This window comes from Bacillus cereus (genome assembly GCF_015071065.1).
GTDB classification, from domain to species: domain Bacteria; phylum Bacillota; class Bacilli; order Bacillales; family Bacillaceae_G; genus Bacillus_A; species Bacillus_A cereus_BA.
Window position 1 is genome coordinate 926,045 of the sequence record NZ_VOVA01000001.1, and the last position, 26,190, is coordinate 952,234.

A 26,190-nucleotide genomic window follows, 5' to 3' on the forward strand; every position below is an offset into this window, starting at 1 on the left:
CTTTCATCCATAAAGGGACGAAAGGTTAAACTTCGCGGTACCACCCAATTTGTCATAAAGACCAACTTTAACTCGTATGTAATACATACTTCCCGGTTTGTAACAGGCCGGATTCCCGTCTAAGTCTACTCTTGAATACAAGTTTCAATTTCGGTTAGCAACTCCAAGGTGTTCTTCACATATACCGCCTCATCAGGCTCTCACCGCCCCTGACTCGCTTTGGATTATAGTATATACTACTTTTCCTTATCATCGTCTTTCGTTTTGTTAAACTAAAATTAATGTACTACATTCGAGGGAAAGATGCAAGATGCCTTGATATATATCGGCGATTTTTATAATTTATCGACCACAACTTCAAATTTATCAGCGATTCGACATAAAATATCGACTTACCGGCATCTTTCAACAACCATTGTAATAAAAAAACTGCCGGGAAAATTCCGGCAGCTGTTTTTATTACTTACGTAACTCCGCACCAAATTTCTCTTCTACCGCTGTTAATACACGGCTATGTGCTTCTGTTACTTCTTCGTCTGTTAATGTACGTTCTGCATCGAAGTAGTTCATAGAGAATGCAAGTGATTTCTTACCTTCTTCCATTTTCTCACCTTCGTATAAGTCGAATAGTGTTACTTCTTTTAGAAGTTCTCCGCCAGCTTCAGCAATTACTTGCTTCATTTCACCAGCTTTTGTTTCTGTTGTTACTACAACAGCCATATCACGTGTCATAGATGGGAAACGTGGAATTGCTAAGTAGTAAGTTTCCTCAGCGTCTGCACCGAATACTTTTGCAAGAGATAATTCGAATACGAATGTATTTTTCACATCTAATTGTTTTTCTGTTTCCGGATGCAATTGACCGATGAATCCGATCGCTTCACCATCTAATACGATGTCAGCTGTACGGCCTGGATGCATACCTTCACGTTTTGCTGGTGCATATGTGATTTGGTTTGAAACGCCAAGTACGTCGAATAATCCTTCTAATACACCTTTAACAACGAAGAAGTCTACAACTTTCTTCTCACCTTGCCATGCATGGTGAAGAGCAAGACCTGTCATAACACCCGCAAGATGTTGTTCTTCTTTCGGAAGTTCTCCTGCTTCTGTTGGTAAGAAGATAGAACCTACTTCATATAAAGCAACGCTGTCGTTTTTACGTGCAACATTGTATGAAACTGCCTCTAACAATTGTGGCACTAAGCTTAAACGAAGTTGGCTACGCTCTTCACTCATTGGAAGCGCAAGATTTACAGGAGCTTTTTCGTTTGGCTCAATCATATATTGTTTCGCTTTGTCAGCGCTTGTTAATGAATATGTGATTGCTTCATATAAGCCAGCACCTTCTAGGAAGCGACGTACTTTACGACGTTTCGTTTGTGCTGATGTTAATTTACCACGTGTCATCGTTCCAGAAGGTAATGTAACTGGAATGTGATCATAACCATACAGACGACCTACTTCTTCTACTAAGTCTTCTGAAATTGTAATATCAGGACGACGTGCTGGTACATTCACATGGAATGTTCCTTCTACTTCTGTGAATGGGAATTTCAAGTTTGTGAACATTGTACCCATTTCACTCGCAGAAATATTTGTACCTAATACACGGTTTACTTTTTCAGCAGTAACAGATACTGTACGCTCTTGTACTTGTAAGTTATCAGCTTCTACTACACCTTCAAGTGCTTCTCCGCCAGCGTATTTCGCCATTAAAGCAGCTGCATGTTGAATTGCTTCGAATGTACGTGTTGGGTCGATTCCTTTTTCAAAACGTGCACTTGATTCACTACGAAGACCTAAGTCTTTTGATGTACGGCGCACTGTTTGACCTGCAAAGTATGCAGACTCAATTAGAACGTTTACTGTATCGCTATCAACTTCAGAATCCGCTCCACCCATTACACCAGCAACAGCTAACGCTTTTTCACCGTTTGTAATAACAAGGTGATGGCTTTGTAGCGTACGTTCTTGATCATCTAATGTTTGAATCTTTTCGTCTTCTTTAGCTAGACGAACAACGATTTCTTTTGAACCTAATTTATCGTAATCGAATGCATGTAACGGCTGACCGTATTCCATTAAGATGTAGTTTGTAATATCAACTACGTTGCTAATTGGACGAACGCCAGCTGCCATAAGGCGAGTTTGCATCCACATTGGTGATGGACCAATCTTTACGTTCTTCACCATTTTCGCAATATATAATGGATTTTCTTCTTTCGCTTCTACACTTACAGAAATGTAATCAGATGTTTTTTCTTCTGTTTCTTGTAAGTTGATAGCTGGAAGTTTTACTTCACGACCATAAATAGCAGCGACTTCATATGCAACACCTAACATGTTTAAGCAATCTGCACGGTTTGGTGTTAAACCAAGCTCAAGTACTTCATCATGTAAATTTAAAATTTCAAGTGCATCTGCACCGACTTCAGCATCACTTGGGAAGATGAAGATACCGTCTGCATATTCTTTCGCAACGAATTTCCCATCAATACCAAGCTCTTGAAGAGCACAAACCATACCGTGAGAAGCTTCCCCGCGTAGTTTTGCTTTTTTAATTTTGAAGTTACCAGGAAGTACAGCGCCAACTTTTGCAACTGGTACTTTTAAACCTTTTGCAATGTTAGCAGCACCACAAATAATTTGAACTGGCTCTTCTTCACCAATGTCGATTAAGCATTTGTTTAATTTATCAGCTTCTGGGTGTTTTTCACATTCTAATACGTGACCAACTACAACACCTTTTACACCTTTATTTAATAATTCAACACCTTCTACTTCAATACCACTTTTCGTGATTTTGTCTGCTAGTTCTTGTGCTGTTACATCTTTAATATCTACATACTCTTGTAACCAACGATATGATACGAACATATTTATCCTCTCCTTCCCTTACGCTCGTTTGAATTGTTGTAAGAAACGTACATCATTTGTATAGAAATGACGAATGTCATCTACGCCGTATTTCAACATTGCGATACGCTCTGCGCCCATACCGAATGCGAAACCTTGATATTCTTTTGAATCATAACCAGCCATTTCAAGTACGTTCGGATGAACCATACCTGCGCCTAAAATTTCAATCCAGCCAGTCCCTTTACAAGTACCGCAACCTTTACCGTGACACATCATACAAGAAATATCCATCTCTACAGATGGCTCTGTGAATGGGAAGAAACTTGGACGAAGACGGATTTCACGATCTTCACCGAACATCTTCTTCACGAATACTTGCAGTGTACCTTTTAAATCACTCATGCGAATGTTTTTATCAATTACAAGACCTTCAATTTGCATGAATTGGTGTGAATGCGTCGCATCATCGTCATCGCGGCGATACACTTTACCAGGACAAATAATTTTAATCGGTCCTTTTTCTTTATTCTTTTCCATCGTACGTGCTTGCACAGAAGATGTATGTGTACGTAGTAACGTTTCTTCTGTAATGTAGAATGTATCTTGCATATCACGCGCTGGGTGATCTTTCGGTAAGTTTAATGCTTCGAAGTTGTAGTAGTCTTTTTCTACTTCTGTTCCTTCAGCTACTTCATAACCCATACCGATGAATACATCTTCAATTTGTTCAACAACTGCTGTTAATGGATGATGGCAACCTGTTTCAACAGGACGACCCGGCAGTGTAACATCAATTGTTTCAGTAGCTAATTTCGCTTCAATTACTGCTTTTTCTAAGTTGCCAATTTTGTCTTCTAGACGAGTTTGAATCGCTTCACGTACTTCATTTACTAATGCTCCCATACGTGGACGCTCTTCTGCTGATAATTTTCCCATGCCGCGTAATACTTCTGTAATTGGACCTTTTTTTCCTAAATACGCTACGCGTACGTCGTTTAAGCCCTTTAGCTCTTTCGCTTCTTCAATAAGCTCTAACGCTTTTTGCTTTAGCTCTTTTAAACGTGCTTCCATTTGGAATCCTCCTAATTTTTAAAATAAAAAAACCTCGCTCCCAAAAAGGGACGAGGTAAATTCGCGGTACCACCCTAAATTGACAGAACAAGTCTGCCCACTCATTAGTTATAACGATCAATTCTGACCGGAACGCCTTTACATATAAATGGTCCTGGCGCCAACTCCAGAGGTGAATTCACTTCCATCTACCATAAGAATGCTTTCAGTCTACGGCACTCTCTCCCTATATGGCGATTTTGTAAGCTACTCTTCTCTATCAACGTTTTTCGTTATTTAACTTTTATTGTATGTTCATTACAAACATATACTTCAACTTATTATAAGAAGTTTTTTATTTGTTCGCAACTGGGCTTTGTAAATAATACGTTAAAATCCCTGCTGCAACCGCAACATTTAATGATTCTGCCCCGCCGTAAATCGGAATATACAAGTTTTGATCACTTTTCGCAAGAATTTCTTGGCGTACGCCGCTTCCTTCATTTCCTACAATTAATGCAAAACTTCCTATCGGTGTTACTTCACCAAATGGAACTCCATTTTCAAGAGCTGTTCCATATACAGGGACGTTATTTTCTTTTAACTTGTCTACCCATTCTTCTAAGTTCCCTTTTACAACCGGTAAGTGGAAAATAGAACCTTGTGTAGATCGTAGTACTTTACTATTATAAACATCAACGCACCCTTCTCCAAGCACAACGGCATGAATACCAGCTGCATCAGCTGTACGAATAATCGTTCCCAAATTACCTGGGTCTTGAAGGCCGTCTAATAAAAGAAATTTCCCATCAGTAAGAGCTACTTCTTTCTCATGTTTCTCACAAACAGCAAATACACCTTGTGTTGTTTCTGTTTCGCGAAGTACTTTTACAATTGCTTCAGGCACGATATACATTTCAACATCATTAACTGTCCAATCTTTCGGAAGATCTGTCTGATTTGAAACGATAAGTTCTGTTACAACTCCTGCCTTTAAAGCTTCCTCTACTAAGTGGAACCCTTCAACAAAAAATAACCCTTGCTTATCGCGTTCTTTTTTCGTTTGCAGCTTTTTCCACTGCTTCACACGCGGATTTTGTACTGAATCAATGTTTTTCATAATATGTATTTCCCTCTCTTCTTGTCTTATCATTATAGCCTATTTTTCATACATATTTACATAAAAAAGAACAAAAACTAACGTCAGTTTCAATTCTGAAGAAGAGGTGAAAGTGATGAGTTTTAATCTACGCGGCGCTGTATTAGCGAATGTAACTGGAAATTCACAAGATCAATTACAAGAGACAATTGTCGATGCAATTCAAAGCGGTGAAGAAAAAATGCTTCCAGGCCTTGGCGTTTTATTCGAAGTCATTTGGAAAAATGCTGATGAAAATGAAAAACACGAAATGTTAGGAACACTGGAGCAAGGATTAAAAAAATAATCAATAAAAAATCACCTTAGAAAAAAACTAAGGTGATTTTTTTATGCACATAAAGTGAAACTATAATCAGTGGGGTTTTTGTTCATCCCCCACTGATTATTAGCCTTCACCAATCGGGCGTTTACGGGCAGTTAATCTCCCACCTAACTTCTTTGCTCCAGCCGAATTTTGAGGTGGGAGTTTTACTGCCCGTTAATGCGGGATAAAAATTTTATTCCCCTAAATATTTCTACTTTACTAACGTTGTATGATGGAGTACAATGTTCAAAATACATTTAAACCGATCGTTTTTCTTTAAATACATCAATAGATAAAAGGAGTGAATGTTTTATGCGTCCTATTACGCTTGAACAAATTTTTAAACATCACATTACACAAAAATATGTAAACCGTTCTGGAATGGTCCACGCGATTGCTGTCGCTTATCATGCGTTTCATTTAGCTAAAAAGCATCACGCCTCAGTCGATGCTGCGACAAAGGCTGGTTTCCTTCATGATATCGGACATCACACATGGTACAGTGAGGGAGAATGGGACTATGACTTGTATAAAAAGAATGATATACATGCGATTAAAGGAGCAGAAAGAGCTCATAAATTGCTTATTAGATTAGGAGAACATCCGAAACTAGCAAAAGAAATTTCTGTTGCAATTCTTCTGCACACTGATTCTTTCCTACTAGAACAAACGCTTGAAAGAACACCTCTACAAAACGTTATTAAGTGGGCGGATGAAGCCGACGAAGAGCCAGGCGGAGCGCACCATTATAGAACGATTTCTTATGAAAAAGCACTAAAAGCAATGCAGCAATTAGACCGATTGGTAGAGCGTGAATTACAAATAGAGCAATCGAAATCGAATAACAAGGCAAAACATAGTTACCAATGAGAAAGAGGCATCACTACAGAGTGATACCTCTTTTATTATTTTATAACAACTTCAAAATCTTCTTCTGTTAACACTTTTCGATAAACCGTTTTCTTGTCTCCTTCTTCACCAGAAGTTATGACTGGAGTCAATATAATTTTCGTTACGCTGTCCTCTAGCTTTTCAAAACGCCAATAACTATTTTCCGCTAATGTATGACCTGAAACTGGTTTTAACTCTTTTCCATCTTGATCTTTTGCGGTAAATGTCACATCTAACTTTGTTCCATTCATCATTTTATAATTTAACTTCGTAGATACAGGAGAAACTTTTAAATCTTCCACTTCTATCTTTTGACCATTTTCCAGCTTAAAATGTTTATGGATTGGGATTGTTTTCGTTTCAGCTTTTAATTTGTCTCCAGATGCTTTGAACGAAAAGCCCCATTCTCCTTTTATTGGAGTTTTATTATTTAACGGCGTAAGTCTTCTATATACAACTTGTATATCTAGATCTCCGTCCAGATCCATTGGATTCATTTGTGTATCTTTCAAATCTGTAGTAGTAAAAAAGGTGTATGTATAATCGTTTACTTTTTGATTATCTCCACCCCCACTACCATTTAACTCTTTTCCATTTATATAAATATTGGGGTTCGGTAAAAAAATGTCTCCTAGATTAACACCGCTAGACTTAAACGTACTATTAACAATAATCTGTTCTTCATCTATCATCACTTCATCTAATCTTACTTCTACACCATTATCATAAACTGTTTGTCCAATTGTCGTTTTATACTCTTTTAACGGTTCTCCCCTACTATTCACATAGTCCTCCATTTTACTACCGATTAACGGTATATCTGCAATCATCCCTCTCATATCTACCGTCATCGTGATGATAAATAACGCCGCAGCCGATGTTACAATAGCTATATTACGCTTCTTATGTCCTTTTTTCTTTTTTAATCGTTTACTAATTCTCTTCTTCATTATCTTTTTCTCTATATCACTTAATGTAACTTCCCTATACTCATTTTCATCAATCACTACTTCATTTAACATTTCATACGGATCTTTCACTTTCCTCACCTCTTTTCTTAATTATTTCATACGGTTATGTAAAAATAATGCCCGTAACTTCTTTCGACCTCTCGATAGACGATTGTATATAAAAGAAGTTTTCACCCCCATTTTTTCTGCAATGTCTTCTACACTATCTTCTTCAACGTAATGCTTCATAAAGATTTCTTTATCTTTCTTCTTTAAATGACCTAATATATGTTCCATATCGTTACTAATTTCATTTTTAGAAGTATCAGTCGGCACTGCCATTTCACCTATTTGATCTAATCCTTTTTCGTTTACTGCCCTTGCATATTTCCTCGCATAATCGATAGATTTATATTTTGTAATAGCTGCAATCCAATTTTTTAATGTATTTTTCTCTTCATCATACTTTTCAATATGATTCCAAATCGCCAATAACACATCATCCATACACTCTTCTTGCACATCTTCAAAAGAAGCTAAATGCTTCTGTGTAATACTTTTTATAAGTCCGCCGTACTGGTCGATAATAAAGTATAATGCTTTTTCGTTCCTTTTCCTTAACTGCTTGGCGACGTTCTCTTCTGTAATTTTCATATGCTCCCTCCTCTCTAACGTGCTCTACACTTATTAATTCGTATCGTTACTATTCATTTCTATCAAATTATATATATTTATTAATAATATCCAAAATAAACCTTATGTAGTAAAATATAACTCATTACATAGAAGGAGATTATATATTGAGCTTACTTTGGATTGTTTATATGCCACTTCTTGTTTTATGCGGATTTTTCGGTGGTATTTTTTTAATTATCACTAGCATTAAACATCGTAAATTATTTGTTGGTTTAATGGGGCTACTCAGCTTCTCCTTTGTCACGCTACCTTTTGTTTTTTGGGGCATGGGGGTTAATGCCGATACAATCCTTCCTATTCCAACTGTTCTATACTGGACATTGTTTTCTTTAACTGGATTATTAGCAGGGGTAAGTGGATTACAAGTAAAAATTAAAAGTATACGTAATATGGGGTTTATTATTTTTATTGCAGGAATATTAGGGGTTATCTTCTGGGAACTCATGTCTGTAGGGGATTCATTCTATATCTAACTGAATCGTTTTATAACATGCAAAAAAAAGCAGGGAAATTAATTCCCTGCTTTTCTATTTGGTTTATTGCCTGATGGTAAGAAGAACGATAACACCCAAGCAATACCTGCGAGTATCGTTGCAATTAAGAAGGCATCGTTAATACCGTTAATTGCAGATAGCTTTGAAATTTGTCCGAATAATAGTTGCGTGCTCATCGCATCTCCTGCTTGAGCTGATCCAGCTAATGCCGCTAAGCTTTGGCCCATACCGTGTACTTTATCAACTAAAATCGGGTTTGACGTTGTTAACATATTGCCGTAATCCGCTACGTGAGCAGTAGTTTGTTGCGTCATAAGCGTGATTAATATCGCTGTTCCAATTGAACCAGCTACTTGTCTTGACGTATTTTGCGTTGCTGTACCGTGAGAAATTAATTTCATCGGTAACGCGTTCATACCAGCTGTCATAATTGGCATCATAATAAATGACATACCAATTGAACGTATAATATAATCCGTCATAATAACGCTATACGGTGTATCCATCGATAACGTTGTAAATTTATATGTCGCAAATGTTGTAATGGCTAATCCGACAATTGCTAACGGACGAATTCCATACTTATCAAATAGTTTACCTGCAACTGGTCCCATAATCCCCATAATTAATGATCCTGGAAGTAATAATAAACCTGATTCCATCGGTGTAAAACCGCGAATGTTTTGCAAGTATACTGGAAGTAATAACATACCTCCGAATAATGCCATCGTTACGATTGCGTTTATTACTAATGTGAAAGTGAACGTTGGATATTTAAACACTTGCAAATCAAGCATTTTATTTTCCGTTGTTAACTCTCTCCAAATAAATACAGCTAAACCAATGACACCGATAATAAGTGTTATAACAACTTCTGCACTAGTCCAGCCATTATTTCCAGCTTCACTAAATCCGTACAGTAAGCTACCTAGTCCAATACTTGAACTAATAACACCGAATACATCTAACTTTGTTTTAGACACTGGCTGAGCTAGTGTAAAGAATTTTAAAGATAAGAACGTAATAATTAAACCGATAACAAACATCCCATAGAACATTAAGTTCCAGCTATAGTTTTCAATTACCCAACCTGTTACAGTTGGTCCGATAGCTGGTGCTAAAATCATCGCCACCCCAAGTAACCCCATAGCTGCTCCGCGTTTATTAGGCGGGAATAATGTCATGAATATATTCATACCGACTGGCATTAAAATACCTGCACCAACCGCTTGAATAACGCGGCCCGTCATCATCATTGTGAAGTTTCCTGATGTAGCACAAATGATAGATCCTACAGTGAAGAATAACATTGCTGCTATGAATAATTTACGATACGTAAACCGTGAAACTAAAAATGCACTAATTGGTACTAAAATTCCGTTTACAAGCATGAAGCCTGTAATTAACCATTGTGCTGTTGAAGTTGATACGTTAAATTCGTTCATTAATGGAGGCAATGCAACATTAATGATCGTTTGGTTTAAAATAGAAACGAACATACCGAGAATTAATACAGCTACAACTGCCTTTACATTCACATTCTCTACCGGCAATTGTCTCTTCAGCATTTCTTTTTCCTGTTTTACTTGCTCTTGCTTCCCTGTTTCTAATTCCACTACGTTAGAAGCTTCTGTTTCTTGTTCAAGTTCTTTCTCTACTGTTTCTGCTTGACTTACTTCTATCTTACTTACGGCTGGGACTTGTTCTTCTCCCACATTCGTTTTTTTCTTTCGTAAAAGACGATTTATAAGGAAGAAGACGATTATACAAAATAGTGCATATCCTACAATTGCAATTGAGGACATCTCATCTCCCCCTTACTTATGAATACGAACTGACACATTCATTCCAGGAACAATATTTACTGATTTACTATGATCTAAAGAAATTTTAACTGGCACAACTTGCTTTACTTTCGTATAGTTCGCTGTTGCGTTACTTGATGGTAACATCGAGAATGTATTCGCTGTTGTTAATCCAACTTGTTCTACTTTCCCTGTTAACGTTGTATCTGGGTATGCGTCTACATACACATCTACTGTTTGACCTTTTTGAACATCATCAATATTTGTTTCTTCAATATTTGCCGTTACCCATAAATTGTTCATATCAAATGCATAAGCAATCGGGCTACCTGCTCCAACGAATGCATTAGTTGTTGCATTTGATTGTACAACTGTTGCATTTTGCGGAATTGTTACATCTACTGTTTGCTCACCATTTGCTCCTGCTACAGTAACCGCACCTACTTTATCGTTCTCATTGTAGTTTTTTCCGACTTCAGCTTTCCAGTCCGTTAATTTACCTGCTACTGGCGATGCAATCGGGATTACTTTCCCGTCAATCTTTGCATTTTCTGTCTTTAAATAATTTTCTGTTTGATTATAGTAGTAATAACCGCCAATGCCGCCGCCAACTAATACAATTAATGTGATAATGTTAATAATGACCATTCTTCGAAACTGATTCATTGCATTCCTCTCCTTATATCGCATATAATTTTTTTCTAAACTATTTACATCCTTATTGTTTACATTGTTTAATTGTTAATTATATTAACCTTTAAACAAAAAAAGCACACCTTTTACGATGCAAACTATGCTTTGTCTGCATCCTAGCGGTGCTGATTTCTAAAGGACTATCGTTTATAATTATAAATAATTATCCCGAATCTACAACCAACAATTTAAATCTATATGTTGTTTAAACAACATTAGACTATACATGTGTTGTTTAAGTTGAAAAAATTAAACGAGGTGAAGTAACAATGTCTATTAAAAATACAAATGATCCACGTGTAAAACGAACGAGACAACTCATACAGGATGCTTTTGTCGCTTTAGTAGGCGAAAAGGGCTTTGAAAATGTAACTGTGCAACATATCGCGGAACGTGCTCCTGTAAATCGTGCTACATTTTATAGCCATTACCATGACAAATATGATTTATTAGAAAAAAGCATAGAAGAAATGTTAGAAAAACTAGCTGAAGTAATTAAACCACAAAAACGAAATAAAGAAGATTTTCAGCTCACATTTGACTCACCACATCCAACCTTTTTAGCTTTGTTTGAACATATAGCAGAAAATGTGAACTTCTATAACGTTATGCTTGGTGATAAAGCCGCTGGAAATTACTCTTATAAAATGATGAAAACAGTCCAAACACATTTAACATTAAGCTTATCTATTTCACAGCCGGATGATGAAGAACTCATGGTTCCTCGTGACATTCTTATTAGTTATGTTACAGGGGCTCACATCGGAATGATTATGTCATGGTTAAAAAGAGGCATGATTTATACCCCGCATTTCATGGCAATGCAATTAACTCGCTTAATTATTTTAGGAGCCCATACTGCAGCAGGATTAGAAAGACCGTTTTAAAAATGGAAAAAGCGAAGGAAATTACCCTTCGCTTTTTTCTATTAATTAAATGTAATGTTATGTACAGCCTCTTTATCAAGACGTTTAATAACTTCTACAATTAACTTCACTGCGTTTTCATAATCATCACGATGTAACATCGCTGCATGAGAATGAATGTAGCGTGTCGCAATCGTAATTGCCATAGACGGAATACCGTTTACAGAAATGTGAATTGCTCCTGCATCCGTTCCCCCGCCCGCTACAGAATCATACTGATATGGAATTTGTAATTCATCAGCAACATCAACTACGAAATCACGTAAACCTGTATGACCAATAACAGAAGCATCATATAGAATAATCTGCGGTCCATCGCCCATTTTACTTTGCGCTTCTTTTGCCGTTACACCTGGTGTATCCCCAGCAATACCTACATCTACAGCGAATGCGATATCTGGCTTAATATAGTTTGCAGATGTTTTCGCACCACGAAGACCAACTTCTTCTTGTACAGTACCAACGCCGTATACAACATTTGGATGCTTTTCATCTTTTAATTGTTTTAATACGTCAATTGCAATTGCACAACCAATTCGGTTATCCCATGCTTTTGCAAGTAACATCTTTTCATTCTTCATCACTTGGAATTCAAAGTACGGTACGACCTGATCTCCTGGTCGTATGCCCCACTCCATCGCTTCTTCTTGGCTAGAAGCACCAATATCGATGAACATGTCTTTAATTTCAACTGGTTTTTTACGAGCTTCTGGAGGTAAAATGTGCGGTGGTTTTGAACCAATTACACCTGTTACATCTCCTTTACGCGTTACAATCGTTACACGCTGCGCAAGCATAACTTGCGACCACCAGCCACCAATCGTTTGGAAACGCAGGAAGCCTTTGTCATCAATTTGCGTAATCATAAAGCCAACTTCATCTAAATGACCTGCAACCATAATTTTCGGGCCGTTTTCTTCCCCAACTTTTTTCGCAACTAAACTTCCTAAATTATCAGTAGAAAGTTCATCTGCAAACGGCTCAATATATTTCTTCATTACTTCACGTGGTTCGCGCTCGTTACCCGCAATACCGCGTGCGTCTGTTAATTCTTTTAGCATTGTCAATGTCTCGTCTAATTTTATCATTGCCAACACCCTCCTTTTTCTTCAGTCACTTTATTATACAAAAGGAAATTGAAATATTCAAAAATTAAATTAGTATCCTTGTGTTTGACGCTGATGATTTACTTCATTTTTATCTAAATATGCCTTTTCAATCTCTTCTTGTTCAAATTCAAGCGCTTGTCCAAGGCGAAGATAGCTTGTAAATAGTTCAATATAGTTCGTAATAGAAGGTTGATCTGTAAAACGAATTACTTTCGCATATGTGTCTAAGAAAATTTCCACTTGTGTTTTATTCGTTTGCGCACATTTATAGAATAAGAAGTTTTTATCAATTCCTAAATCGATTCCGATTGATAAAATAAAATGTAAACCATCTACGTATTCTTCTAATATTACTTCACGTTCTGACGCTGGTTTATTGCTCCAATATTTAAAACAACGTGTTTCATTTGCAAGTTCTCCAATTTCTACAAGAAGAGCTAACATTTTTTCTTTTAACAATTTCTTCGGTTGTAAGTCATGTTCTTTCACAATACGGTCATCTAATTCTTTTTGTAATTTAAATAGTTGTAGTAAGTCCATTCTATTGTCCTCCTCCAACATCGCATTTTCCGCAACAATGTTGTTTCATCTCAAAGTTCATTATTATTTTTCATTTCTTATTAACAAGTCAGCTACCTACATCTTTATAAAGATAGCTTGTCCTTAATTTGCAAATACGTTTCAATCATCACTCATAGATTGTTCACTTGATGAAAGCTCCATATCATCTTTCCATTATAGCAGTGTCGTTTCTGCTAGGAAAGATACACTTCTTCACGAATGAGTTCAAATAAAAAAAGTCAGGAGGATTCTCCTGACTTTATATATATATTCTTTTATATCGCTATAGCTTTTATATTGATTTTGTCATATCGATAACGACACGTCCGTTACTCTTTCCTACTTTCATGTAAAAAAGCATCCTCGTTATCGTTACAAAAGCTCTTACAAGCACATCTTAATATACTAGAGAGAAATAACTCATTTAATTGTGACGACACTAAGCGGGAAATTTCACAAGTTATTGAATCGTTATAATGAATACAAATAAAAAAACCTTAGAAGACAGATCTTCTAAGGTTTTAAACAATTAGTTAATGTTGTTTTTTGCAACTGTTGCTAATTCAGCGAAAGCTTTTTCGTCATGAACAGCTAAGTCAGCAAGCATCTTGCGGTTAACTTCGATGCCAGCATTTTTTAAACCGTGCATTAAGCGGCTGTAAGAAAGACCATTCATACGAGCTGCTGCGTTGATACGTGTAATCCATAATTTACGGAAGTCACGTTTCTTTTGACGACGGTCACGGAATGCATACATTAGAGATTTCATAACCTGTTGGTTAGCAACCTTAAATAATGTACTCTTAGAACCGTAGTAACCTTTTGCTAATTTTATAACTTTTTTACGACGTTGACGAGTAACTGTACCACCTTTTACTCTTGGCATAATATTACCTCCTAGTTTGTTCTATATATCAGCCGAACTTATTTTAAGTTGTCAAGCATTTGACGAATGCGTTTGAAGTCACCAGCGCTAACTACACCAGCTTTACGTAGTTTACGTTTAGCTTTTGTAGATTTGTTAGCGAATAAATGGCTTGTGTAAGCGTGAGAACGCTTCAGTTTACCAGATCCAGTCTTTTTGAAACGCTTTGCAGCGCCGCGATGAGTTTTTTGTTTAGGCATAGGTATTTCCTCCTCTATCTATTACTTATCGTTTTTCGGTGCTAAAACTAAGAACATACTGCGTCCTTCCATTTTAGGCTTAGATTCAATTGTACTAACTTCAGCACAAGCTTCTGAGAAGCGATCTAAAACACGTTGACCGATTTCTTTATGAGTAATGGCACGTCCTTTAAAGCGAATTGACGCTTTAACCTTGTCGCCTTTCTCTAAAAACTTGACAGCATTACGAAGTTTTGTGTTAAAGTCATGTTCATCAATTGTTGGACTTAAACGAACTTCTTTCATGCTAATTACTTTTTGATTTTTGCGCTGTTCTTTTTCTTTCTTCTGTTGCTCAAAGCGGAATTTACCGTAGTCCATAATGCGGCATACTGGCGGTTTCGCATTTGGAGCAACCAATACTAAATCAAGATTAAGACCTGCAGCTAAGTCTAAAGCGTCATTACGAGACTTGATTCCAAGTTGATCGCCGTTTGCGCCAACTAAGCGTACTTCACGTGCACGAATTTGCTCGTTAATCATCATATCCTTGCTAATAGTAAGCCACCTCCAAGGTTTTCTTAGAATACGTTTTGCAATTGTAGAACCCGAACAAAAAAAGTGCGGGCACACGGCACCCACACTTGTAATATCTTTAGTAAGAAATACATTTACCTGCTAACTGCGAATGCGTCCATCAGGTGAGAAGCGGGTGCTTCTACTTGTCAAAACCATATTCTATTATCCTTGATGAGTTTATCATAGGACATGACGTCTGTCAAGAAGACGCGATGTGTTTTACTAACAACAAGAAATATTGTAACAAACAACCAGCATACTTGCAATACTTTTTTATGATAAGTATTGTTTGGTTATTTTTTCTAGATTTTCTTTTTTATAATACATAAAAAAGCCGCGGTATACCGCGGCTTTTTCTTATCGTTTTCCTTCTACTTTAATCATGTCAACAAACGCATCTAATGCGATTGTTTCTGATTTTTGTTCACCATACTTACGTACGTTAACGCCATTTTCAGTAACTTCATTGTCACCTACTACAAGCATGTACGGAATCTTTTGCATTTGTGCTTCACGGATTTTGTAACCAATTTTCTCTTCACGAGTGTCTAATTCAACACGGATACCAGCACGTCGTAATTCATCTTGTACTTTCTTCGCATAGTCTAAATGTACTTGCGGAGAAACTGGAATTACTTGCGCCTGAACTGGAGCTAACCAAGTTGGGAATGCGCCTTTGTATTCTTCAATTAAGAAAGCTACGAAACGTTCCATAGTTGATACAACACCACGGTGAATTACAACTGGACGATGTTGTTTACCGTCTTCACCAACGTAAGTTAATTCAAAGCGTTCTGGAAGTAAGAAGTCTAATTGTACAGTTGAAAGTGTTTCATCTTTTCCAAGAGCAGTACGAACTTGAACGTCAAGTTTTGGGCCATAGAATGCCGCTTCACCTTCAGCTTCATAGTAATCAAGACCCATTTCATCCATAGCTTCTTTTAACATACCTTGTGCTTTTTCCCACATCTCATCATCAGCATAATACTTTTTAGTATCTGCTGGGTCACGATAAGATAGACGGAATGAATAATTTTCTAAACCGAAATCTTTGTACACTTCTAAAGTTAAGTTAACAACACGTTTTAACTCTTCTTTAATTTGATCTGGACGAACGAAAATGTGCGCATCGTTTAAAGTCATTCCGCGTACACGTTGTAATCCAGATAATGCTCCAGACATTTCATAGCGGTGCATTGTTCCAAGTTCCGCAATACGGATTGGTAATTCACGGTAGCTGTGAATATCATTTTTATAAACCATCATATGGTGAGGGCAGTTCATTGGACGAAGAACTAACTCTTCATTATCCATTTCCATTGATGGGAACATGCCATCACGGTAATGGTTCCAGTGACCAGAAGTTTCATAAAGCTCTCTACTTCCTAATACTGGAGTGTATACGTGATCATAGCCTAAGCTTGCTTCTTTATCAACGATGTAACGCTCGATAATACGGCGAATTGTTGCACCTTTTGGTAACCAAAGTGGTAAACCTTGTCCTACTTTTTGGCTATTAGTAAATAGTTTTAACTCTTTACCTAATTTACGGTGATCGCGCTCTTTTGCTTCTTCAAGCATACGTAAGTGCTCATCTAATTCTGCTTTCTTAACGAATCCAGTACCGTAAATACGTTGTAACATTTTATTATTGCTATCACCGCGCCAGTAAGCACCTGCAACGCTTAATAATTTAAACACTTTAATCTTCCCTGTAGATGGAAGGTGAACACCGCGGCAAAGGTCGAAGAATTCGCCTTGCTCATAGATTGAAATAACTGCATCTTCTGGAAGATCGTTAATTAAATCTAATTTTAACTCATCGCCGATTTCTTCAAAGCGACGAAGTGCTTCTGCACGTGGTACTTCATGACGAACGATTTCTAAGTTCTCGTTCACGATTTTTTGCATTTCTTTTTCGATTTTCTTGAAGTCTTCAACTGTAATTGCTTCTTCCATATCAATATCGTAGTAGAAGCCATTTTCGATTACTGGACCAATGCCAAGCTCAAGCTTAACATCTTTATATAAACGTTTTAACGCTTGCGCTAAAAGGTGGGCTGTTGAGTGGCGTAAAATGTATAAGCCATCTTCAGAATCTAATGTAATAATAGAAACTGCACCATCTTCTTCGATTGGTGTAACAAGATCGATCATCTCATCGTTTAATTTTCCAGCCACAGCTTTTTTCTTTAAGCCTGGGCTAATAGAAGCTGCGATTTCTTCAGTTGTTACGCCTTTTGGAAACTCCTTCACAGCTCCATCAGGGAAAGTAATTTTAACTACATCTGCCATCACTGGTCACTCCTCTTTTTTTCAAAATAAAAAACACTCATCCCATAAAAAGGGACGAGTGTTGAATTCGTGGTTCCACCCTTGTTCCAATTAACATTATTGTTAATTGCTCAAGTTCAACATAACGGTGTTGTCCGTTAGCAATTACTAGAAAAACGTTCACTGCTAAAGTTTAGAGGTGGTAAGTAATTATCCCGTACTAGGAAGCTCACACCCTAAGGCTTCCCTCTCTGAAAATCGTAGAAAACTACCCATGTCCTCATCATAACATTTCGATATATTTCATTTATGTAGGTAATTATATGCTCAAAAACTTAGAAAATCAAGGGCGTTACCTTTATTTTTTAAATTTTTCACGTTGCGCTCAAATTCATGTAATCCATGTAGTTGCACTCGTTCCTGAAATACATTTCGCAATGTAATAATCATATTATGATCTTGTTCTTTCGTATATAAATAAATCTTTTTCGGCGAAATAGAAAGAAGTGGTGCAATTACTTTCGTATCGATATATACATCCTGGTTCTTTAATAATTCTTCATCTATATATTGAACCAATTTCTCCTGTTTTAAACGTCTACCTTTATCATCATAGAAAATAAAACTTTCATCAAAAATAAGATGTACACAGGACAAACGTGATTTCCGGCTACTTACTTGTTGGCGAAGTGTCTCAATGAACATTTGATATTCCTGCTCCATCTTATACTCATCAATTGCAACTTCAGCAAGCTTAGCTACCATTTCCCTATATGTACGAAGACGAAAACGAACGTATGATGAAAACGAGAATGAGAGCGGATCACAAAGCCAATCATTCAAAGACGACGCAATATAAGATTCAAATTTTTGACGTGTTAAATCACGAGCTACTCCTTTTCTTCTTTCCTTTAAAATCTCATGTGCCATATGCAATATTTGATGGCACTCTTCTTGTTCTTCATAAAAAAACTTTTCCTTTAAAATGGTATGAATCCATTCATTTTGTTTCACATTCATAATGAAATATAGTAATACTGGCAATAAAATCTTTTCAATATAATTCGATTCACATAATGGTATATGAATAACAACCTTTTGTTCGTTTAAATATACACTTGTTTCCTTATATAAGGATTCCGTTCTTTTCGTTAGTTGTCTGTATACGTGTACAGCATCATTTTTTTCTTCGAAGCAAATTTCAATCACTTTTGTCCCCCCTTTTATCCCTGCTCTAAAGGATTGCATCTATACGTTACAAATCCTATAAGAGTCCGATCTATGGAAGTTCACTCTTAGTAGAAACCTATCTCCCATCGTTAGAACATCCACTCGATATGGCTTGCTAATTTTATATATATTAAGGGAGGGAGAAAAAAATGATACAAGCTACTCTGAAAAAATGTTTAAAATAAAAAGAGCAAGCTTCTCAGCTTGCTCTTTACTTATGACGACGGTTCTTTCCACCAATAGAAATCGGCTTCGCTAAATATTGAATTCGTTCCATAATACGGGCTGCTTTCATCTCTTCTGCTTCACCGCGCTGTGTATATGTTAAATGATGTTCTAACTGTTTGAAATCAAAGTTAGACGTAAAGAACGTCGGTAAATTTTCTAACATACGGAATTGCAAGATTGCACCGAGAACATCGTCACGTACAAAACTTGACATTGCTTCCGCTCCGATATCATCTAACATTAATACTTGTACGCGTTTTACCGCATCAATCTTTTCCCCAATCGTATTATTTTGAATCGAACTTTTAATTTCACGTAAAAATTCCGGGAAGTATACAATCATCGAACTTATTTTCTTTAGAGCAAGCTCATTTGCAATCGCCCCTAAAAGATATGTTTTCCCTACACCAAATTTACCGTAAAGATATAAGCCCTGCACTTTTTTCCCCGGTTCATATGCACGTAAAAATTCATTCGCTGCACCAATCGCCTCAATACGTGCATCTAAACCTGAAGGGTCTAAGTTTTCCATAGATGCCTGTAAAATATCATTTGGCATATACACACTTTGAACGAGTTTTTCATGTTTTTTTCTCTCATCATACGCTACTTTTCTTACGCAGCGATCATATTGAATATCAATCATCTTACCTTGAATGACAAGCTTCGGCTCATATCCTTGCAGCATATTTTTACATGACCCTAAATTTGGACAATCAGCGCACCCTACACTTTGTCCAATGTATTCATATAACTTCACAAGACTTCGTTCAATCATCGAAGTCGTTACTTCACCTTTATGTTCGTCTATAAATTCTTTCACACGTGGGTGCGCCATTACTTCTGCTTTTAACACTTCATATCTATTTTTAAAATTTTTATTTTCCATTAACTTCGCAAACGAATTTTGAATATGCTCCATTTCCTCACCTCAAAGAGCGTTCATTCTCTTCTATTAATCACGCTTATATTTTTTCAATACTTCTTCTAATCGTTTTCGTTCATCATCTAACGTACTTGCCTTTTTTTCCACACTTATGTCATTTTTCACAGTTTCTTCCGCTTGTTCTTTCGGTTCTTCTTTAAGCCAATCAGGCACCATTTCTTTACGCACCGTTCTCTTAGCTGTTCGGCCTTTCTTCTTCGTCTCAGCCCACTCTTGATATTGACGATTCTCTTCTTTCGCTAGCGCCATCGCTTCGCCTACTGTACCGACCTTTTTTCGCGCCCAATGTCCAGCAATCTTCTCGACATACGTTTTAGCAAGCTTCATATCTGAGCGTAGCATAACGTAATAAATAAGTACATTCACAACCCCTGGCGTTAATTTTTGGTTTATCATTACATCCTCAACGATTTGCAAGTCCGCTTTCGTCGCCTCTGCACCGCCTGAAATCTCTTTCAATAGTTGTTTTGGCGAGATTTCCTCTAACTGCTTCATTAGCATCTCTTCTTGCGTAGATGGCTCTTTCTCTTTCATTGTACGAGCAGCATGAGGTTGCACCCTTTCACTTAATACAGGTAGTGCTTGACCATTTTCAAATTGATACCAATCGCGTGCTCCCTTCCGAAGCCTTTCGATATCAATAGTTTGTATCTCTGTCACTGCGCCAAGAACGATATTTTGCATCGATAACGCATCCACACCGTACACATAAGCGATTGTAATGACACATTCTCGCACTTGATCTGTAATCGCCTTTTTAGGAACAAGCGCTGATAGTCCGTCTACAAATAAAGAGAAATCAAAGAAATCATTCCAAACTTTCGGGGCATCCCCATTCTCGTTATTTGGCATAGTTGTCGTTTTCGGGATACGCAGTTCTTCTTGCGCATGTTCAAACTGACCTGGGTTAAACGAATCAAATACATCGTTGAAGGAGCGCGTAACATTTTCATAAGAAGCAAAATCGAATTCTTCTTCTAAGAAATATTGCTTTACTTGATTGTATTTTGTCCGACTCAAGCGATTATATAAAAAGATACTTAAAACAATATCATCAAAAAACTGCTTCGGAGATAAAGGTGGTTGCAATTCATATATAAACATTCGAATATCTTTTTCTTTCTTAATATATACATTTAAAAGACCAATCGCTTCTAACTTTACTCGTTCCCCATATATTTCAGGAAGTTGCATTTGCATAGTCACCATAAGGGAGTGATGTGTATTCTCTTTTCCAAACACACGATCTTGCTCTAACTCTCCCCATAGTGTCATGTATAAGCTAAAAGCTCTACTACCTATTAACGGCTGATACAACATCGTTAATACTTTCCGGTCGTAATTATGTAACAACCCTTTCGCACTTACTTTATAACGATCAATCGGCAATAGCTCCATCCATGACTGTTTTTCCATTCTTGCTTTTCCTTTCTCTCATCCAATCTAACCTATATTTCACTCGTTCTATCTTTATTATATAATTTATTAGCGAAAAAGAGCTATTAGCTTCCGCTTCTAGCTCTCTTATCTCGTTTACTTACAGTATATAAAGAGATTCCTTCTACTCTCTCTCTTTTTGCAGTATATCTTTTAATTCTTCAATAAATACATTTAAATCTTTAAATTGACGATACACAGAAGCAAAACGTACGTAAGCAACATCATCAATATCACGAAGTTCCTCCATAACAATTTCACCAATCATATCACTTTTCACTTCTGATATACCTAAGTTACGAAGTTCACGCTCCACACTTTGTGTTACTTCCTCTAACTGCCTTAAAGATACAGGTCTTTTTTCACACGCTTTAATTAAACCGCGTAAAATTTTCTCTTTATTAAACTCTTCTCGTGTTCCTTCTTTTTTAACAACGATAAGAGGTGATTCTTCCACTCTTTCAAATGTCGTAAAGCGACTTAAACAACTTTCACACTCTCTTCTTCTCCGAATAGAGCGCCCCTCGTCTACCGGACGCGAATCTAACACTCTTGTTCCATTATGAAAACAGGATGGACAACGCAATTCATTCACTCCTTTACAATATAATCTTTATTTTTTCGCTACTCGCCTACATGTGAAAATATATATACATTATTATATAACTCATTCTTCTACACTGACCACTCTAAGTTCATACATATCATGATCTCATTTTATATAAACTAAAAAAGAGGTGCATTATACACCTCTTTACATTTTAAATCAATTATGTTCTTTTTTAAAGAGCTTTTGTTTCTCTCTGCTTAATTTCGAAGCTACCAGTGCCTCGAGGAAGCTCGATGCTCTCACGCGTTTTCGCGTTTAAACCTTCTGCAATATATTCTGCAGCAACATTTGGATCAATACGATCCCCACAAGTATAAACATCAATACTTGCGTAACCGTGCTCCGGGAAGCTATGAATTGTTAAATGTGATTCCGAGATAATTACTACTCCACTTACACCTTGTGGTGCAAATTTATGAAAAGCAACCTCACGTACTTCAGCACCAGCTCTTAGTGCTGCATCCACAAATAATTGTTCAATATACGGCATGTCATTAAGCTTGTCGAAATCGCAATCCCAAAGTTCAGCGATCACGTGACGACCCATCGTATCCATAGTATCCATTCTACAGTTCCCCCTTGTAAATTTATTCTAACTGTTCGAATTGAAAACTAATTTGCAATTTGGCTTGCTCCACTACCACGGGGGAAAGTTAGTCCAGAGAGGTCCTAACCCTTTAAGTAGTGACTACGTACCTCAGCTCTTAAGTTTACGAGTGTTAGTATACTTTGTTTATTTTCATTTTGCAACACCAGTTTTTTCGATTTTCTGTCATAATTTCCTCTTTACTTTTCCCTTAAAAAAATAAATGATTCACAAATACAGTAATCACAACGTTTTTTGGTCTGTCCACTATTTGAAAATATACTCCTATAATTTTTTCCCTTTTCAGAAAAAAATAAAAAAAGAGGGCAAATATTCAATTGCCCTCCCTCTATTTCACTTAAATATGTTGTACATTTTCTTGTTTTGCTAATTCATCTACAACTAACGTTACAAGATCTACAACACGACGAGAGTAGCCCCACTCGTTATCATACCAAGCAAGTACTTTCACTTTACGCTCACCCATTACCATTGTAGATAAACCATCAATAATAGCTGAGTGTGTATTTGTATTAAAGTCGATAGACACTAAAGGCTCTTCGCTGAATTCTACAATTCCTTTTAACGCACCGTTTGCAACAGTTTTGAATGCTTCATTAATATCTTCAACTGTTACATCACGTTTTACGTCTACTACTAAATCAACAAGAGACACGTTTGGTGTTGGTACACGAAGTGCCATACCATGAAGTTTTCCGTTTAAGTGTGGAAGAACTTTTGCAAGCGCTTTCGCAGCACCCGTCGTTGTCGGAATGATAGACTGTCCGCAAGCACGCGCTCTTCTTAAATCTTTATGTGGGTTATCAATATTTTTTTGGTCATTTGTATAAGCGTGAACAGTTGTCATTAAACCGTTTTCAATTCCGAACTGCTCATCTAACACCTTTACAACAGGCGCTAAACAGTTTGTTGTACAAGATGCATTTGAAATAACGGTATGTTTTGTAATATCTAATTGGTCTTCGTTCACACCAACTACAATTGTTACATCTTCATTTTTACCAGGCGCTGTTAAAATAACTTTTTTCGCTCCAGCTTCAACATGAAGAATTGCTTTTTCTTTCGCGTTAAATTTACCAGTTGCTTCAATTACAACTTCAACACCTAGATCTTTCCAAGGCAATTCCTTTGGATCACGGTTGTTTAAAAGGCGAATCATTTTCCCATCTACTAATAAGTGATCTTCAAATGCTTCCACTGTTCCGTCAAACTTACCATGTACTGTATCATATTTAATTAAATGTGCTAACGTTTCGGACGGATAGCTTGCGTTGATTGCTACAATTTCGAATGCGCTTTCTTTTATTGCTTGACGAAACACCATTCTCCCAATACGTCCAAATCCATTAATTGCCACACGAGTCATAATATGTTATCCCCCTTGAATGCGTTATACTATTTATCTCCAATCCCAATAATAGTATAACACAAAAAGGAGATATGTCACTAAGCATTTTCATTAATTTCACAATTTTTTAATCAATAATGTTCCATTCTTTCAAAATAGCCGTTAATTGTGTTTTCGTTTCAACAATTGTACCATCATTATAAATTACTTTATCCGCCCTCGTTACTTTTTCTTCTAGTGACATTTGAGATTGTATACGCGCCGTTGCTTCTTCTTCTGAAAAATTATTCCGTTTCATTAAACGTTCTAATTGCGTATGCGGTGTAACCGCTACAACTAAAACACGATCAACAAGATTTGTTAATTTACTTTCAAACAAAAGAGGGATATCTAACACAACCGCTTGCATACCTTCTTTTATGTACATCGTCTTTTGCGCATTCATTTCCTCACGCACTGCAGGGTGAACGATTTTGTTTAACTGCAATCGTTTTTCTTCATTATAAAAAACGACACTCCCAAGCTTCGGTCGATCAAGCTCTCCATCTTTTTGTAACACTTCCGTTCCGAACACCTCTACAATTTTGTTATATGCTGGTTTTCCTCGTTCTACAACTTCTCGCGCAATAATATCTGCATCAATAACCGGTATACTCATTTCACGAAACATTTCTGATACCGTACTTTTTCCGCTTGCAATGCCTCCTGTTAATCCAATTACTACTGTCATAATAATCCTCCTCATAATAAAAGGCGCGAAACTAATGTTCCACGCCCATACTTACATTTTCCAAATTCCAATAATAATGAGTAATACCCCAGGCAGGAATGTAAATTTTTGTAACCATTTCATATTCGATAAAACCGTACCAAGCTTCATTCCAATAAATAAAAATAAAGAACTCATAACCGCGACTAATATCGCCATCATCGCAGGTGCATAACCTAATAAAGATGCACCAATTCCAGCACCAAACGAATCCACAGAAAGAGCGATACCGAGAAGTAGTGCTTCTCCTGCAGAGATCGTTCCTGATTTATCAAAATCCGCAACAGTCGGCTTCCGCAAAATTTGAATCACTAACCCTAGCGAGGCAATTTCTAGTTTCCAAACCTTCTCTTCTTGCTTCGGTTCTTCTTTTTTATCACTTCGAAAAAATTGATATAATACCCAAATACCTATTCCAATAAGAACAACCCCACCGATACGCGTTGCGATAACAGGTGAAAATATTTTCGCGATCATATGTCCAATTCCCATGGAAACGAGCATGACAGCTGCTGAACAGGTCCCGATAATTATAATTGATTTTAGTGGAATTCTTACACTCCTTAATCCGTATGTTAGCCCTACACTACAGCTATCTAAGCTTAATGTAAAAGCTAATAAAATAAGAGATAAATAAAGGTACATCGGTAAGCTCCTCCCTTATACATAGCTCTGCTCTATGTATATGACAAATGCCTATCCGATGTTATCCCTTTTCTATATTCTAGGTTGGCAAATTGGGCAGTAATGTGTTCCCCGGCCGCCAACAACTGTTTTTTCTAATATCGTACCACAAGTCACACACGGTTCTCCTTTTTTTCCATATACATTTAGAAGTTCCTGGAACGAACCAATTTGTCCTTGCGAATTAATATACGTTCTAATTGTACTTCCGCCACGCTTAACCGCTTCGCCCAGCGTTGTAACAATCGCCTCGTAAATTCTTTCTACTTCTTCTTCTGTTAAAGATGCAGCTTCTCGTTCTGGATGAATTTGCGAACGGAATAATACTTCATCTACATATATATTTCCAAGCCCTACTAAAAGACGCTGATCTAATAATACGACTTTTATTTTGCGATTTGTCTTTTGCAATCTTTCTTGTAAGTACTGCGGTGTCAATTCAGCATCAAATGGCTCTGGTCCTAAATCAGCAAGAGGCATTTGAGCAAACTCTTCACCTTTCTTAAAGAGATGCATCGTACCAAACTTTCTCACATCTTTATAATGCAATTCAGTTCCATCTGTAAATAAGAAACGCACGTGTGTATGTTTATCAATCAGCTCATCCTCTTGATGAAGTAAAAACTTACCTTCCATACGCAAATGTGAAACAATTACATAATTCGTTACATATAAAAGCAAAAACTTACCTCTCCGCTTTATATTCTCGATCATCTCGCCTCTTAGCATATCTTTAAAGATTTCTGCATCGTCCGGTCGTTTCACTATTTTTGGATAGGTGACAATTACATCTTCAATCACTTTTCCCGTTACTAGATTTTCAAGTGTACGTCTAACATTTTCAACCTCTGGTAATTCCGGCATTTTATCACTT

Annotated in this window: 26 protein-coding genes and 4 other annotated features; of the genes, 4 read left to right on the plus strand and 22 right to left on the minus strand. The window is 36.9% G+C overall.

All coding sequences use genetic code 11. The annotated features are described in order from the left end of the window. Positions 1 to 10: 10 nt before the first annotated feature. Positions 11 to 262 (minus strand) — a binding site (T-box leader). Between the two features lie 197 nt (positions 263 to 459). From pheT to FT637_RS04865, 3 genes are all read right to left on the minus strand, one after another. Further along, positions 460 to 2,880, minus strand: a complete 2,421-nt coding sequence (pheT, locus tag FT637_RS04855) for a phenylalanine--tRNA ligase subunit beta (protein WP_193645332.1) — start codon at positions 2,878 to 2,880, stop codon at positions 460 to 462. 18 nt (positions 2,881 to 2,898) lie between these two features. Next, the gene (gene pheS, locus FT637_RS04860; RefSeq protein ID WP_002015457.1) at positions 2,899 to 3,933 is read right to left on the minus strand and encodes a phenylalanine--tRNA ligase subunit alpha; all 1,035 of its coding nucleotides are present in this window, start codon (positions 3,931 to 3,933) and stop codon (positions 2,899 to 2,901) included. 43 nt (positions 3,934 to 3,976) lie between these two features. Then, positions 3,977 to 4,205: a binding site (T-box leader), on the minus strand. A gap of 62 nt (positions 4,206 to 4,267) precedes the next feature. Beyond that, positions 4,268 to 5,065 carry a TrmH family RNA methyltransferase gene (locus FT637_RS04865; RefSeq protein ID WP_193645333.1) on the minus strand — a complete coding sequence of 266 codons (798 nt, stop codon included), beginning with the start codon at positions 5,063 to 5,065 and terminating at the stop codon, positions 4,268 to 4,270. 82 nt (positions 5,066 to 5,147) lie between these two features. Between FT637_RS04865 and sspI the strand changes: the two genes are divergently transcribed. Further along, entirely contained in the window at positions 5,148 to 5,357 is a 210-nt protein-coding gene (gene sspI, locus FT637_RS04870; protein WP_193645334.1) for a small acid-soluble spore protein SspI, read from the plus strand. Between the two features lie 330 nt (positions 5,358 to 5,687). Then, a complete protein-coding gene (locus tag FT637_RS04875) occupies positions 5,688 to 6,245 on the plus strand; it encodes an HD domain-containing protein (protein ID WP_193645335.1) in 558 nt (185 codons plus the stop codon). Positions 6,246 to 6,280: 35 nt separating this feature from the next. On the opposite strand, the gene FT637_RS04880 is transcribed toward FT637_RS04875, so the two are convergent. Further along, positions 6,281 to 7,306: a DUF4179 domain-containing protein gene (locus tag FT637_RS04880; RefSeq protein ID WP_193645336.1), complete on the minus strand. Its 1,026-nt coding sequence runs from the start codon at positions 7,304 to 7,306 to the stop codon at positions 6,281 to 6,283. A gap of 21 nt (positions 7,307 to 7,327) precedes the next feature. Continuing rightward, positions 7,328 to 7,870, minus strand: a complete 543-nt coding sequence (locus FT637_RS04885) for a sigma-70 family RNA polymerase sigma factor (RefSeq protein WP_193645337.1) — start codon at positions 7,868 to 7,870, stop codon at positions 7,328 to 7,330. Positions 7,871 to 8,013: 143 nt separating this feature from the next. Between FT637_RS04885 and FT637_RS04890 the strand changes: the two genes are divergently transcribed. Further along, positions 8,014 to 8,385 (plus strand): DNA-binding protein, encoded by a 372-nt coding sequence (locus FT637_RS04890; protein WP_193645523.1) that lies wholly within the window; start codon positions 8,014 to 8,016, stop codon positions 8,383 to 8,385. Positions 8,386 to 8,423: 38 nt separating this feature from the next. Here the strand turns inward: FT637_RS04890 and FT637_RS04895 are convergent, their stop codons facing one another. Together FT637_RS04895 and FT637_RS04900 are read right to left on the minus strand one after the other, a co-directional pair. After that, positions 8,424 to 10,211 carry a DHA2 family efflux MFS transporter permease subunit gene (locus FT637_RS04895; protein ID WP_193645338.1) on the minus strand — a complete coding sequence of 596 codons (1,788 nt, stop codon included), beginning with the start codon at positions 10,209 to 10,211 and terminating at the stop codon, positions 8,424 to 8,426. A 12-nt stretch (positions 10,212 to 10,223) separates the two neighbouring features. Then, entirely contained in the window at positions 10,224 to 10,877 is a 654-nt protein-coding gene (locus FT637_RS04900; RefSeq protein ID WP_193645339.1) for an HlyD family secretion protein, read from the minus strand. 296 nt (positions 10,878 to 11,173) lie between these two features. Here FT637_RS04900 and FT637_RS04905 point away from each other — a divergent pair, with 296 nt between their 5' ends. Continuing rightward, entirely contained in the window at positions 11,174 to 11,791 is a 618-nt protein-coding gene (locus FT637_RS04905) for a TetR/AcrR family transcriptional regulator (RefSeq protein WP_002067422.1), read from the plus strand. Between the two features lie 41 nt (positions 11,792 to 11,832). Here the strand turns inward: FT637_RS04905 and FT637_RS04910 are convergent, their stop codons facing one another. The 15 genes from FT637_RS04910 to mutM form a co-directional block, all read right to left on the minus strand. After that, complete coding sequence (locus FT637_RS04910; RefSeq protein WP_193645340.1) at positions 11,833 to 12,918, minus strand: M42 family metallopeptidase; 1,086 nt, start codon at positions 12,916 to 12,918, stop codon at positions 11,833 to 11,835. 69 nt (positions 12,919 to 12,987) lie between these two features. After that, a complete protein-coding gene (locus tag FT637_RS04915) occupies positions 12,988 to 13,479 on the minus strand; it encodes a dUTP diphosphatase (RefSeq protein WP_000365057.1) in 492 nt (163 codons plus the stop codon). Between the two features lie 550 nt (positions 13,480 to 14,029). Further along, on the minus strand, positions 14,030 to 14,386 hold the full coding sequence (gene rplT / locus FT637_RS04920) for a 50S ribosomal protein L20 (RefSeq protein WP_001138364.1): 357 nt from the start codon (positions 14,384 to 14,386) through the stop codon (positions 14,030 to 14,032). 38 nt (positions 14,387 to 14,424) lie between these two features. Further along, on the minus strand, positions 14,425 to 14,625 hold the full coding sequence (gene rpmI / locus FT637_RS04925) for a 50S ribosomal protein L35 (RefSeq protein WP_001125945.1): 201 nt from the start codon (positions 14,623 to 14,625) through the stop codon (positions 14,425 to 14,427). 21 nt (positions 14,626 to 14,646) lie between these two features. Continuing rightward, the gene (gene infC, locus FT637_RS04930; RefSeq protein ID WP_002015470.1) at positions 14,647 to 15,150 is read right to left on the minus strand and encodes a translation initiation factor IF-3; all 504 of its coding nucleotides are present in this window, start codon (positions 15,148 to 15,150) and stop codon (positions 14,647 to 14,649) included. Between the two features lie 63 nt (positions 15,151 to 15,213). Beyond that, positions 15,214 to 15,334 (minus strand) — a sequence feature (ribosomal protein L20 leader region). A gap of 206 nt (positions 15,335 to 15,540) precedes the next feature. After that, positions 15,541 to 17,478, minus strand: coding sequence for a threonine--tRNA ligase (thrS, locus tag FT637_RS04935; RefSeq protein WP_002034275.1), 1,938 nt, complete (start codon positions 17,476 to 17,478; stop codon positions 15,541 to 15,543). Between the two features lie 47 nt (positions 17,479 to 17,525). Then, positions 17,526 to 17,753 (minus strand) — a binding site (T-box leader). A gap of 31 nt (positions 17,754 to 17,784) precedes the next feature. After that, complete coding sequence (gene ytxC, locus FT637_RS04940; RefSeq protein ID WP_193645341.1) at positions 17,785 to 18,666, minus strand: putative sporulation protein YtxC; 882 nt, start codon at positions 18,664 to 18,666, stop codon at positions 17,785 to 17,787. 232 nt (positions 18,667 to 18,898) lie between these two features. Continuing rightward, complete coding sequence (dnaI, locus tag FT637_RS04945) at positions 18,899 to 19,837, minus strand: primosomal protein DnaI (RefSeq protein ID WP_193645342.1); 939 nt, start codon at positions 19,835 to 19,837, stop codon at positions 18,899 to 18,901. Positions 19,838 to 19,870: 33 nt separating this feature from the next. Further along, the gene (locus tag FT637_RS04950) at positions 19,871 to 21,277 is read right to left on the minus strand and encodes a replication initiation and membrane attachment family protein (RefSeq protein ID WP_193645343.1); all 1,407 of its coding nucleotides are present in this window, start codon (positions 21,275 to 21,277) and stop codon (positions 19,871 to 19,873) included. Positions 21,278 to 21,422: 145 nt separating this feature from the next. Further along, positions 21,423 to 21,884, minus strand: coding sequence for a transcriptional regulator NrdR (gene nrdR, locus FT637_RS04955; RefSeq protein ID WP_001203686.1), 462 nt, complete (start codon positions 21,882 to 21,884; stop codon positions 21,423 to 21,425). A 196-nt stretch (positions 21,885 to 22,080) separates the two neighbouring features. Further along, positions 22,081 to 22,464: an adenosylmethionine decarboxylase gene (speD, locus tag FT637_RS04960; RefSeq protein ID WP_002003660.1), complete on the minus strand. Its 384-nt coding sequence runs from the start codon at positions 22,462 to 22,464 to the stop codon at positions 22,081 to 22,083. A gap of 388 nt (positions 22,465 to 22,852) precedes the next feature. Next, positions 22,853 to 23,881, minus strand: coding sequence for a glyceraldehyde-3-phosphate dehydrogenase (locus FT637_RS04965; protein ID WP_193645344.1), 1,029 nt, complete (start codon positions 23,879 to 23,881; stop codon positions 22,853 to 22,855). A gap of 109 nt (positions 23,882 to 23,990) precedes the next feature. Then, positions 23,991 to 24,593: a dephospho-CoA kinase gene (gene coaE / locus FT637_RS04970; RefSeq protein ID WP_193645345.1), complete on the minus strand. Its 603-nt coding sequence runs from the start codon at positions 24,591 to 24,593 to the stop codon at positions 23,991 to 23,993. A gap of 51 nt (positions 24,594 to 24,644) precedes the next feature. After that, entirely contained in the window at positions 24,645 to 25,277 is a 633-nt protein-coding gene (ytaF, locus tag FT637_RS04975) for a sporulation membrane protein YtaF (RefSeq protein ID WP_193645346.1), read from the minus strand. Positions 25,278 to 25,349: 72 nt separating this feature from the next. After that, the gene (gene mutM / locus FT637_RS04980) at positions 25,350 to 26,180 is read right to left on the minus strand and encodes a DNA-formamidopyrimidine glycosylase (RefSeq protein ID WP_193645347.1); all 831 of its coding nucleotides are present in this window, start codon (positions 26,178 to 26,180) and stop codon (positions 25,350 to 25,352) included. Between the last annotated feature and the right edge of the window lie 10 nt (positions 26,181 to 26,190).